The 11,178-nt window shown below is 72.9% G+C and carries 9 protein-coding genes; 8 read left to right on the top strand and 1 reads right to left on the bottom strand.

From position 1 onward, the window contains the following. Positions 1 to 133 precede the first annotated feature (133 nt). From HET64_RS01685 to HET64_RS01675, 3 genes are all read left to right on the top strand, one after another. Positions 134 to 1,465 (top strand): NarK/NasA family nitrate transporter, encoded by a 1,332-nt coding sequence (locus tag HET64_RS01685; protein ID WP_215101421.1) that lies wholly within the window; start codon positions 134 to 136, stop codon positions 1,463 to 1,465. Positions 1,466 to 1,650: 185 nt separating this feature from the next. Further along, positions 1,651 to 2,793, top strand: coding sequence for a uroporphyrinogen-III synthase (locus HET64_RS01680; protein ID WP_215101419.1), 1,143 nt, complete (start codon positions 1,651 to 1,653; stop codon positions 2,791 to 2,793). 94 nt (positions 2,794 to 2,887) lie between these two features. Then, the gene (locus HET64_RS01675; protein WP_215101417.1) at positions 2,888 to 3,451 is read left to right on the top strand and encodes a GNAT family N-acetyltransferase; all 564 of its coding nucleotides are present in this window, start codon (positions 2,888 to 2,890) and stop codon (positions 3,449 to 3,451) included. On the opposite strand, the gene HET64_RS01670 is transcribed toward HET64_RS01675, so the two are convergent. Then, entirely contained in the window at positions 3,384 to 4,004 is a 621-nt protein-coding gene (locus HET64_RS01670; RefSeq protein ID WP_215101461.1) for a GNAT family N-acetyltransferase, read from the bottom strand. The two genes, HET64_RS01675 and HET64_RS01670, sit on opposite strands and share 68 nt — an antisense overlap. Before the next feature lie 145 nt (positions 4,005 to 4,149). Here HET64_RS01670 and HET64_RS01665 point away from each other — a divergent pair, with 145 nt between their 5' ends. From HET64_RS01665 to HET64_RS01645, 5 genes are all read left to right on the top strand, one after another. Further along, the gene (locus HET64_RS01665) at positions 4,150 to 4,788 is read left to right on the top strand and encodes an ABATE domain-containing protein (RefSeq protein WP_215101415.1); all 639 of its coding nucleotides are present in this window, start codon (positions 4,150 to 4,152) and stop codon (positions 4,786 to 4,788) included. 66 nt (positions 4,789 to 4,854) lie between these two features. Next, a complete protein-coding gene (locus HET64_RS01660) occupies positions 4,855 to 5,442 on the top strand; it encodes a sigma-70 family RNA polymerase sigma factor (RefSeq protein ID WP_063739458.1) in 588 nt (195 codons plus the stop codon). Next, positions 5,439 to 6,434 carry an anti-sigma factor gene (locus HET64_RS01655; RefSeq protein ID WP_215101413.1) on the top strand — a complete coding sequence of 332 codons (996 nt, stop codon included), beginning with the start codon at positions 5,439 to 5,441 and terminating at the stop codon, positions 6,432 to 6,434. Before HET64_RS01660 ends, HET64_RS01655 begins: the two co-directional genes overlap by 4 nt. A 156-nt stretch (positions 6,435 to 6,590) precedes the next feature. Then, positions 6,591 to 8,972 carry a UvrD-helicase domain-containing protein gene (locus HET64_RS01650; RefSeq protein ID WP_215101411.1) on the top strand — a complete coding sequence of 794 codons (2,382 nt, stop codon included), beginning with the start codon at positions 6,591 to 6,593 and terminating at the stop codon, positions 8,970 to 8,972. A 458-nt stretch (positions 8,973 to 9,430) separates the two neighbouring features. Further along, positions 9,431 to 10,867 (top strand): NAD-dependent malic enzyme, encoded by a 1,437-nt coding sequence (locus HET64_RS01645; protein ID WP_215101409.1) that lies wholly within the window; start codon positions 9,431 to 9,433, stop codon positions 10,865 to 10,867. The last annotated feature ends 311 nt before the right edge of the window (positions 10,868 to 11,178 follow it).

Genomic DNA, 11,178 nt, shown 5'->3' with positions numbered 1-11,178 from the left:
GGAGGGGCCCGGTGAGAGCAAGGTTGCCCACCGGTCACCTCACGGCACCACGCCGAAACGCGGGCTCCCTAGCGTCGGGGACAACACCCCGAAGCGACGGGGACACCACCCCGACCCCCTGTGGAGGCGCGTGATGGCAGGCCGTTGGATCGAGACCTGGGAGCCGGAGGACGAGACGTTCTGGCAGGAGAAGGGCGAACGGGTCGCCCGCCGCAACCTGTGGTTCTCCGTGCTCTCCGAGCACATCGGATTCTCCATCTGGACCCTCTGGTCGGTGATGGTCCTGTTCATGGGACCGGAGTACGGCATCGACCCGGCCGGGAAGTTCTTCCTCATCTCGACCGCCACCCTCGTCGGCGCGCTGGTACGGGTGCCCTACACCTTCGCCGTCGCCCGGTTCGGCGGCCGCAACTGGACGATCTTCAGCGCGGTGAGCCTGCTCGTCCCGACCCTGGCCGCCTTCTGGGTGATGGAACCCGGGACCTCGTACGCCACCTTCGTCGCGGTCGCGGCGCTCACCGGGATCGGCGGCGGCAACTTCGCCTCGTCGATGACCAACATCAACGCCTTCTTCCCGCTGCGCGAGAAGGGCTGGGCACTCGGCCTGAACGCGGGCGGCGGCAACATCGGCGTCCCCGTCGTCCAGCTCGTCGGCCTGCTCGTCATCGGCACGCTCGGGGCCTCGCACCCCCGGATCGTCCTCGGCGTGTACATCCCGCTGATCGTCCTGGCCGCCGTCTGCGCCGCCCTGTACATGGACAACCTCCGGCCCGTGAAGAACGACACCGGGGCCGCGCTGGAAGCCGTCCGCGACCCGCACACCTGGATCATGGCGGTCCTCTACATCGGCACCTTCGGCTCGTTCATCGGCTACAGCTTCGCCTTCGGCCTGGTGCTCCAGACCCAGTTCGGCCGGACCCCGCTCCAGGCCGCCTCGCTCACCTTCATCGGCCCGCTGCTGGGCTCCCTGATCCGGCCCGTCGGAGGCCGGCTCGCCGACCGGTACGGCGGTGCGCGCATCACCCTGGCCACCTTCGCCGCGATGGCCGCCGCCACCGGCGTCGTCATCCAGGCCTCGGGGAACGCCTCGCTGCCCGTCTTCCTCACCGGCTTCACCGCCCTGTTCGTCCTGACGGGCCTCGGCAACGGATCGACGTACAAGATGATCCCCGGCATCTTCCACGCCAAGGCCCTCGCCAGGGGGCTCGACGCGGAGGCCGCCGCCGCCCACGGACGGCGGCTCTCCGGCGCCGCCATGGGCCTCATCGGGGCCGTCGGCGCGCTCGGCGGCCTGGCCATCAACCTCGCCTTCCGCCAGTCCTTCCAGGCCTCCGGCACCGGAACCGCGGCCTTCTGGTCCTTCCTCGCCTTCTACGGGGTGTGCTTCGCCCTCACCTGGGCGGTATACCTTCGCCGCCCCGCGCCCGTGCCCACACGGGGCCGGCTCGGCTACGCGGAGGTGTAGGAGGTGTAGGAGGTGCAGGAAGGGTCCGGGGCCCGTCGCCCCGGAGGGAGCACGGGACGACATCCCGGCGTCGTGCGACGTAACGGCCGGGAAATACGGGGGAACCGAGCCTGTCATGCATCGTTGACAGTCTCGGGCCTTCGCACCTCGCGTACCAGCGGAACCACGGGAGCCGGGAACACGCCATGCAGGACGACGACACAACGCACGGCCCCCTCGCGGGCTTCACCGTCGGGGTGACCGCCGCCCGCCGCGCCGAGGAGCTCGCCACCCTCCTCAAGCGCCGCGGCGCCGCCGTCCTGCACGCCCCCGCCCTGCGGATCGTGCAGCTCGCCGACGACAGCGAACTCCTCGCCGCCACCGAGCAGCTGATCGGCCACGCCCCCGACGTGGTGGTCGCCACCACCGCCATCGGCTTCCGCGGCTGGATCGAGGCGGCCGACGGCTGGGGCATCGGCGACGCCCTGCTGGCGACGCTGAGCGGGACCGAACTCCTCGCCCGGGGCCCCAAGGTCAAGGGCGCCATCCGGGCCGCCGGGCTGACCGAGGCCTGGTCGCCCGGGTCCGAATCGATGGCCGAGGTCCTCGACCGGCTCCTCGCCCAAGGCGTCGCCGGCCGCCGGATCGCCCTCCAGCTGCACGGCGAACCGCTGCCCGGATTCGTCGAGTCCCTGACGGCCGCGGGCGCCGACGTCGTCGTCGTCCCCGTCTACCGCTGGATGCCCCCGCAGGACATCGCCCCGCTCGACCGGATGCTCGACGTCACGGCCGCCCGGGGCCTCGACGCGATCACCTTCACCAGCGCCCCCGCCGCCGCCTCGTTCCTGGGCCGCGCCGAGACCCGCGGACTGCTTCCGGAGGTCCTCGGCGCCCTGCGCGACGATGTCCTGGTCGCCTGCGTCGGACCGGTCACCGCCCTCCCGCTCCAGGCCCGGGGCATCGACACCGTCCAGCCGGAGCGCTTCCGGCTCGGCCCCCTCGTCCAGCTGATGTGCGCCCGGCTCCCGCTCGCCGCCCGCACCCTGCCCGTCGCCGGCCACCGGGTCGAGATCCGGGGCCACGCCGTCCTCGTCGACGACGAGCTGCGCGCGGTGCCGCCCGCGGGCATGGCCCTCCTGCACGCGCTGGCCCGCCGCCCCGGCTGGGTGGTGGCCCGCGCCGACCTGCTGCGGACCCTGCCCGGCAGTGGCACCGACGAGCACGCGGTGGAGACCGCGATGGCCCGCCTGCGCTCGGCGCTCGGCGTGCCCCGGCTGATCCAGACGGTCGTCAAGCGCGGCTACCGGCTGGCGCTGGACCCGTCGGCGGACACGAAGTACGACCGCTGAGGGGCCCCGCGCGGGAGCCGGGGCGTCCCGGTCAGGGTCTTTCGTCTGGACGCGAGCCTGGCATGATCCAAACGAGAGGCCCTAGCGTGACCGGATGACCGATCACCTCCACCGGATCGCCCCGGACGTGGCCTTCCGCCCCGTCGCGATCACCGATGCTCCCGCCTTCGCCGCGGCCCTCACCCGCAACCGCGCGTACATGCGCCGCTGGGAACCCGTACGCCCCGAGGCCTTCTACACCGTCGAGGGCCAGACCGCCCGGCTCACCGCCCTGCTGGCCGACCGGGATGCCGGGCGGGCCATGCCCTGGGCGGTCACGGACGACGACGGCCGGGTGATCGGCGGCTTCACGCTCTCCGGAGTCGAACGGGGTCCCTACCGCAACGCCCGCCTCGGCTACTGGGTCGACGCGGACCACGCCGGACGCGGTCTCGCCACCGCCGCCGTCGGCGCGGTCTGCGACGCCGCCCGCGACCGGCTGGGCCTGCACCGCGTCGAGGCGGCGACCGTCACCGACAACGGCCCTTCCCAACGGGTGCTCGCCAAGGCCGGGTTCGAGCGGATCGGCACCGCGCCGGGCTATCTGCACATCAACGGCGGCTGGCGCGACCACCACCTGTTCCAGCGGCTTCTGCACGACGACCCACCGGCCGGCTGACCGCCGCCGAGGGGGCCTCGCGCGCATGCACATGGCCGTCCAGCGGATAGTCGGGCGGCAGCGCCGGAATCACCCGCGCCAGTGCGTAGCCGCACTTCTCCGCCACCCGGCACGAGGCCCCGTTGTCCACCTGGTGAAACAACTCCAGCCTGGTCAGGCCCTGTTCGGCGAACTCCGTGAACGACCAGTCGGTCAGCGCCGTCAGGGCCCGGGACGCCACGCCCCGGCCGCGCGCCGCAGCAGTCGTCCAATAGCCCACCTCCGCGCGGTCGTCGCCCGGATCCGGCCGCTTCAGCACGATGTTGCCGAGCGGTACGCCGTCCCGCGCGCCGTCGGTCACGGCGAAGGCGAAGCGGGTGCCCGTCGCCCACCCCGCGCGCTGCGCCTCCAGCCAGTCGGCCGCCCCGTCCGGCCCGGAGACCTGGGTGGCCAGCCACCGCCGCATCGCCGGATCCTCATATGCCTCCAGCAGCGCCGGCAGGTCCTCCTCGCGCCACCGGCGCAGCCGCAGGCCGCCGGGGCCGGGCACGGTGTTCGCGTCCCGGTGGTCCATGGGCGTCTCCCCCTCGTGATCCATGGCGCCACGGTACGGGGGCGGGCCCTGGCACCGGGACGGCGGCGGGGGTTCCGGCCGGGCCCCTGCCGGGGCACTCTGGGGGGTGGCCGTTCGACCGGTGACCCAAGGTGGTGACAGGAGCATGGCAGCGGGCAGGGGTGCGCGGATGTGGCGGTTCGACACGGGCCGGATCTGCCTCGATCTGGTGGCCACGGAGCCCGCGGGCGGGGCGCCCGGGGCCTGCGAACAGCTCGACGGGCCCGTGCGTCTGGCGCGGTGGCTGACCGACGCCCGGCTCGTCCCGCAGGGCACCGTACTGGCGGCACTGGACGACACCTGGGTGGCCCGATTCCACGAACTGCGCTCCGCCGTGAGCCGCCTGATGGCGGCTCAGCTCGGCGGTCCCGAGGCCGACGGGGCGCTGGAGCGGGTCAACTCCGCGGCCTCCGGGGCGCCTCCGGGGCCCCGCGCGGTACGCGGTGCGGACGGCGGCCTGGTGCGGGCCCTGAGCACGGCACCCGACTGCGCGGGGCTCCTCGCCGTCGTCGCCCGGGACGCCGTGGACCTGCTCACCGACCCGGCCGCACGGGCGGCCCTGCGCCGCTGCCAGGGCGAGGACTGCCACCGTCTCTACCTGGACACCTCGCGCGGTGGACGGCGCCGTTGGTGCTCCGGCGAGGTCTGCGGCAACCGCGAACGGGTCGCCCGGCACCGGCGCAGGACCCTGCGGGCGGCCGACGGGCGCGGTCCGGAGAAAGAAATTCCGCCCGGCGTTGAGTGAACCGGGCCCCGCCCCCGTACCGATGGCCGAAGAGCTCGTTTCAGAGGTCTCGACCGGGAGGTTCGGGTGCGCAAGGATGCGGCCGTGGCCGATGACCGTCCGCACAGGGCTCGACATCGCAGTGAGCCGCCCCCGTCCCCCTCCGGGATACCCGACGAGGAACTGATGCGGGCGCTGTACCGCGAACACGCCGGGCCGCTGCTCGCGTACGTGCTCCGACTCGTCGCGGGCGACCGCCAGCGGGCCGAGGACGTGGTGCAGGAGACGCTCATCCGTGCCTGGAAGAACGCCGGCCGGCTCAACCGGGCCACCGGCTCCGTCCGACCCTGGCTGGTGACGGTCGCCCGGCGCATCGTCATCGACAACCACCGCAGCCGGCAGGCCCGGCCGCGCGAGGTCGATCCGTCGCCGCTGGAGGTCATTCCCGCGGAGGACGAGATCGACAAGGCGCTGTGGCTGATGACGCTCTCGGACGCGCTCGAAGATTTGACCCCCGCGCACCGGGAAGCATTGGTCGAGACCTACTTCAAGGGACGTACGGTCAATGAGGCCGCCGAGGTGCTGGGCGTCCCCAGCGGGACCGTGCGGTCCCGGGTGTTCTACGCACTCCGTTCGATGAAGCTCGCACTCGAAGAGAGGGGGATCACGGCATGAGCGACCAGCAGTGGCAGCCGTTCGGGCCCCGCCCGCCCGGCCACCGCACGCCGTCCGGTCCCTCGCGTCCCCCGTATACCGCGGGTCCCGCACACTCCTCGGGCCCCGCGTACCTCTCCGGCCCCGGGCACCCCTCCGGTCCAGGGCACCCCGCCGGTCCCGGGCACCCCTCCGGTCCCGGGCACCCCTCCGGTCCCGCCGGTCCGGACGGCCTCCCCGGCCCGCCCGAAGGGTCCGAGCACGACGCGGCCGCCGCCTACGTCCTCGGCGTCCTCGACGACGCGCAGGCGAGCGCCTTCGAGGCCCATCTCGCGGGCTGCGCCCGGTGCGCCGCGCATCTCGACGAGTTCGCGGGGATGGAGCCCATGCTCGCGATGCTCTCCGAGTCGCCCGCCGGCGCCCCCGGGGCCCGTCCCGTGCCGCATGTGCCCGAGCGGCCCGCGCCCCGGCTGCTGGGCGGGCTGATGGACGAGGTCGCGCACAAGCGGCACCGGCGCACCCGGCGCAGCCGGTATCTGGTCGCCGCTGCCGCCGCCCTGATCATCGGCGGCCCGGTCGCCGCGTTCGCGGTCACGGCGGGCGACGACCGCGGCGGCGGACCGGTGGCCGCCGGCCCGCATCCCACCAGCCCCGCCGAGGACGCCTTCTTCCAGCACATGACGGAGAAGGTCTCGGCGACCGACCCCACCACCCGGGTCGACGCCACGGTCGGCATGGAGGAGAAGACCTGGGGCACCCACACGGTCCTGGAGCTGAAGAACGTCAAGGGACCGCAGAAGTGCCGGCTGATCGCCGTCTCCAAGGCGGGTGAGGAGGAGGTCGTCACCTCCTGGTCCGTTCCGCAGTGGGGGTACGGCATCGAGGGCGCGACGAACCCGACGGCCAAGGCCCCGCTGTACGTGCACGGCGGGGCGGCGATGGACCGTGAGGACATCGACCGCTTCGAGGTGCGGACCTTCGACGGGGAGCGGCTGGTGGAGATCGGAGCCTGAGCCGCGCCCCGCCCCGCCTCATCGCGCCACCCCGTCCGTTCCCCGTCCGGTCGCCGTCCGACGCGACGCGCGATCCGCCCCGGTCGACAGGTGCGCTCGGGCCCCCCTTCGCTATAGGGTTGACGGCTGCCCAGTGCACGTCAGAAGGGGGCCTCGGTGGCCGCGCAGGATGCCGCTGTCGAATCGCTGCGGGACCGGGAAATCGGTGTCGAGCAGGAGCATCTCGACCGTGTTTATCACCGCCTCGAAGAGAAGATCCACGAGGCGGAATTTCTTATGAACGACGCCGTCAAGCGCGGCCAGGTCGGTACCCCCGGCGCGCTCGCGGAGCGGGACGCCCAGGTGTTCCGGGCGGGGATCCACCTCAATCGGCTGAACAGCGAGTTCGAGGACTTCCTCTTCGGGAGGATCGACCTGCTGCTCGGCAAGGACGGGGAGCGCGGCCCGGACGGCGCGTACACCTCCGTCGAGCCGGCCGACGACACCGTGCGGGAGGACGCCACCGCCGATATCGCGGAGACGCTCCACATCGGCCGGATCGGGGTCCTGGACTCCGACTACGCGCCGCTGGTGATCGACTGGCGCGCCCCGGCCGCCGCGCCGTTCTACCGCTCCACCCCGAAGGAGCCGGGCCGCGTCGTACGCCGCCGGGTCATCCGCTCCAAGGGCCGCAAGGTCCTCGGGGTCGAGGACGACCTGATGCGCCCGGAGCTGACGGCGTTCCTGGACGGCGAGAAGCTGCCGGTGATCGGGGACGGCGCGCTGATGGCGGCCCTCGGCCAGGCCCGCAGCCACACCATGCGGGACATCGTCTCCTCCATCCAGGCCGAACAGGACCTGGTCATCCGGGCCCCCGCCGCCTCCGTCACCGAGGTCACCGGAGGCCCCGGCACCGGCAAGACCGCGGTCGCCCTGCACCGGGCGGCATACCTGCTCTACCAGGACCGGCGGCGGTACGCGGGCGGCATCCTGGTCGTCTCGCCCACCCCGCTCCTGGTCGCGTACACCGAAGGGGTGCTGCCCTCACTCGGCGAGGAGGGCCAGGTCGCGATCCGCGCGGTCGGCTCGCTGTCCGACGACGCGGCGGGCCTCCAGGGCGCCACGACGTACGACGAACCGCCGGTGGCCCGGATCAAGGGCTCCTCCCGGATGCTCCACGTGCTGCGCAAGGCGGCCCGGGGCGCGCTGGAACAGGGCCGGCCCGCGGCCCCGCGGGAGGAGGCGGGCCAGCTCGCTTTCGGCGAGGAGCCCGAGCGGGGCGCCGCGGCGACGACCCCGAACCGGCTGCGCGTCGTCGCCTTCGGGGCCCGGGTCGAGCTGGAGGCCGACGAGCTCCAGCGCATCCGGCACAACGCCCTGGGCGGCACCGCCCCGGTCAACCTGCTCCGCCCGCGCGCCCGCAAGCTGCTGCTGGACGCCCTGTGGAGCAAGTCCTCCGGACGCGGCCGGTACACCGACCCCCAGCTGGTGGCGGAGCTGCGCTCGTCGTTCGACGAGGACGTCTCCACCGAGACCCCGTTCCTGGAGTTCCTCGACGCCTGGTGGCCCGAACTGACGCCGCGCCGGGTGCTGGCCGCGATGGCCGACGAGCGACGCCTCGGCCGCTGGTCCCGGCGCATCCTCAACCAGGGCGAGGTGCGCCGGCTGGCCCGGTCGCTGAAGCGGCTGGACGCGGACGGCCAGGGGCCGCTGTCCGTCCACGACGTGGCGCTCCTGGACGAGCTCCAGGCGCTGCTGGGCACCCCGAACCGGCCCCGGCGCAAGCGCGAGGCGGATCCGCTGGACCAGCTCACCGGCCTGGAGGAGCTGATGCCGCAGCGCGAGGAGACCCAGTGGGAGCGGGCCGAGCGGCTCGCGGCGGAGCGCACCGAGTACGCGCACGTCATCGTCGACGAGGCGCAGGACCTCACGCCGATGCAGTGGCGCATGGTCGGCCGCCGGGGCCGGCACGCCACCTGGACGATCGTCGGCGACCCGGCCCAGTCCTCCTGGTCCGACCCGGACGAGGCGGGCGCCGCCCGGGACGAGGCGCTCGGTTCCCGGCCGCGCCGCCGCTTCACCCTCACCGTCAACTACCGCAACCCGGCGGAGATCGCGGAGCTGGCCGCGAAGGTGCTGGCGCTGGCGATGCCCGGCATGGAGTCCCCGGCGGCGGTCCGCTCGACCGGGGTGGTGCCCCGCTTCGAGCCGGTACGCGAGGGGGACCTGGCCGCCACGGTCCGCGAGGAGGCCGCGCGGCTGCTCGCGGAGGTGGACGGCACGGTCGGCGTGGTCGTCGCGATGAACCGGCGCGCCCAGGCCCGCGAGTGGCTCGCGGAGCTGGGGGAGCGGGTGGTGGCGCTGGGCAGCCTGGAGGCCAAGGGCCTTGAGTACGACGCCACGGTGGTCGTCTCGCCCGCGGAGATCGCGGACGAGTCCCCGGCCGGTCTGCGGGTGCTGTACGTGGCGCTGACCCGGGCGACCCAGCAGCTCACGGTGGTCTCGGGGGAGCGGGACATGCCGGACGAGGACGGGGTGCCGGACCTGCTGAGGGACTGACGCCGAAGGGGCGCGGAGAGTCAACCCGGCGCGCGGGAATCACTTCTCCGGGGTCTTTGTTACCTTGGTACTGGCACCGACTCGATCCAAGCCCCCGGGCCCAACCTTCGTCGCTTCGAGCGACCACTTGCCGCGAGGCGAGCATGGCGGGTCGGTGCCACCCAACCGAAGAAGACAGGCCCGCGTCACCTGCTGGTGGCGCGGGTCTGTTCTTGTTTCCAGGGCTCCGCTCCCGGCGTGTCTCACGGGCTCCGCTCCGGTCGCGCGGGCCGCCCGGCCGGTTCGGGTCCCGTTGGGGGTTCCGCCGAACGGGTAGTTTCTCGTATGGTGGAAACTACTTTCCGAAAGGCGGCAGTCATTACCGGCTACCGGCCGGTAGGTGCGACGATCGGGAAGCGTGTCCGGAACGAAGGTTCCGGATGTGCGGCAATGAAGCTCAGGAAGCGAAGGACTCGGCCATGGCAACGGCGCCCAGCGTCTCGTACTCGATGACGGTCCGGCTGGAGGTGCCCGCGAGCGGCACCGCGGTCTCCCAGCTCACCACGGCCGTGGAGTCCTCCGGGGGCTCGGTCACCGGCCTCGACGTGACCGCATCAGGCCACGAGAAGCTCCGGATCGACGTCACCATCGCCGCGACCTCCACCTCGCACGCGGACGAGATCGTCGAAGGTCTGCGCGACATCGAAGGTGTCACGCTGGGCAAGGTCTCCGACCGTACGTTCCTCATGCACCTCGGCGGCAAGATCGAGATGGCGTCCAAGCACCCCATCCGCAACCGTGACGACCTCTCGATGATCTACACCCCCGGCGTCGCCCGGGTCTGCATGGCCATCGCCGAGAACCCCGAGGACGCACGCCGCCTCACCATCAAGCGCAACTCCGTCGCAGTTGTGACGGACGGTTCCGCGGTGCTCGGCCTCGGCAACATCGGCCCGATGGCCTCGCTGCCCGTCATGGAGGGCAAGGCGGCCCTCTTCAAGCGCTTCGCCGGCATCGACGCCTGGCCGATCTGCCTGGACACCCAGGACACCGACGAGATCGTCGCCATCGTCAAGGCCATCGCCCCCGGCTTCGCTGGCATCAACCTGGAGGACATCTCCGCGCCGCGCTGCTTCGAGATCGAGGCCCGGCTGCGCGAGGCCCTCGACATCCCCGTCTTCCACGACGACCAGCACGGCACCGCGATCGTCGTGCTGGCCGCCCTCACCAACGCCCTGCGCGTGGTGGGCAAGAACATCGGGGACGTACGGGTCGTCATGTCCGGCGCGGGAGCGGCCGGTACGGCCATCCTGAAGCTGCTCATCGCCGCCGGCGTCAAGCACGCCGTCGTCGCCGACATCCACGGTGTGGTGCACGCCGGACGCGAGGACTTGGTCGCGGCCGACCCGGACTCCCCGCTGCGCTGGATCGCCGACAACACCAACCCGGAGGGTGTCACCGGCACCCTCAAGGAGGCCGTGGCCGGCGCCGACGTCTTCATCGGCGTCTCCGCCCCGAACGTGCTGAACGGCGACGACGTCGCCGCGATGGCGGACGGCGCGATCGTGTTCGCGCTCGCGAACCCGGACCCCGAGGTCGACCCCGCGATCGCCCGTCAGACGGCGGCGGTCGTCGCCACCGGCCGCTCGGACTTCCCCAACCAGATCAACAACGTGCTGGTCTTCCCGGGTGTTTTCCGCGGCCTGCTGGACGCTCAGTCCCGCACCGTCAACACGGAGATGATGCTCGCCGCGGCCGGCGCGCTGGCCGACGTGGTCGCCGAGGACGAGGTCAACGCGAACTACATCATCCCCTCGGTCTTCAACGACAAGGTGGCGGGCGCGGTCGCCGGAGCCGTCCGGGCGGCCGCGAAGGCCGCAGCGGGCACCGGAACAGAACCCTCCACATCCGTCTGACCCCACCGTTTCGGGGGTCCCTCTCGGGGTACTCGCGAAACACCCCGGGCCGCACCCGCCCGTGCCGTACGGCGCGTCGCGGGTCGCGGCGCCCCAAACGCCCCTTTAGGGTGGGCGGGCAGTGGGCCCTGCGGGGCCCGGCATCCGCTGCGGACCGCTCGGCCAAGTCGACGGAGCGTCACCACGATCACACCGTGGCGCTTTTCATTGACCCCGAAGGGTTCCGGATTGGCTTTCCCGCCGCTGGTGGGGGCAGGATGCGTAATCGGGCGAGAGGGTCTGACATCAGACCCGGGTCCGGGGACTGTCAG

It is taken from the genome of Streptomyces sp. McG3 (assembly GCF_018619185.1).
Classification (GTDB): Bacteria; Actinomycetota; Actinomycetes; order Streptomycetales; family Streptomycetaceae; genus Streptomyces.
Note: the sequence above shows the minus strand (reverse complement) of the source record. Positions and strands in the feature narration are given on the sequence as shown.

Excerpts from the sequence above, each read along its gene's own strand:
- HET64_RS01670 (WP_215101461.1), bottom strand. The coding sequence starts at position 4,004 with ATGGACCACCGGGACGCGAACACCGTGCCCGGCCCCGGCGGCCTGCGG.
- HET64_RS01665 (WP_215101415.1), top strand. The coding sequence starts at position 4,150 with ATGGCAGCGGGCAGGGGTGCGCGGATGTGGCGGTTCGACACGGGCCGG.
- HET64_RS01645 (WP_215101409.1), top strand. The coding sequence starts at position 9,431 with ATGGCAACGGCGCCCAGCGTCTCGTACTCGATGACGGTCCGGCTGGAG.
- HET64_RS01655 (WP_215101413.1), top strand. The coding sequence starts at position 5,439 with ATGAGCGACCAGCAGTGGCAGCCGTTCGGGCCCCGCCCGCCCGGCCAC.
- HET64_RS01680 (WP_215101419.1), top strand. The coding sequence starts at position 1,651 with ATGCAGGACGACGACACAACGCACGGCCCCCTCGCGGGCTTCACCGTC.
- HET64_RS01685 (WP_215101421.1), top strand. The coding sequence starts at position 134 with ATGGCAGGCCGTTGGATCGAGACCTGGGAGCCGGAGGACGAGACGTTC.
- HET64_RS01675 (WP_215101417.1), top strand. The coding sequence starts at position 2,888 with ATGACCGATCACCTCCACCGGATCGCCCCGGACGTGGCCTTCCGCCCC.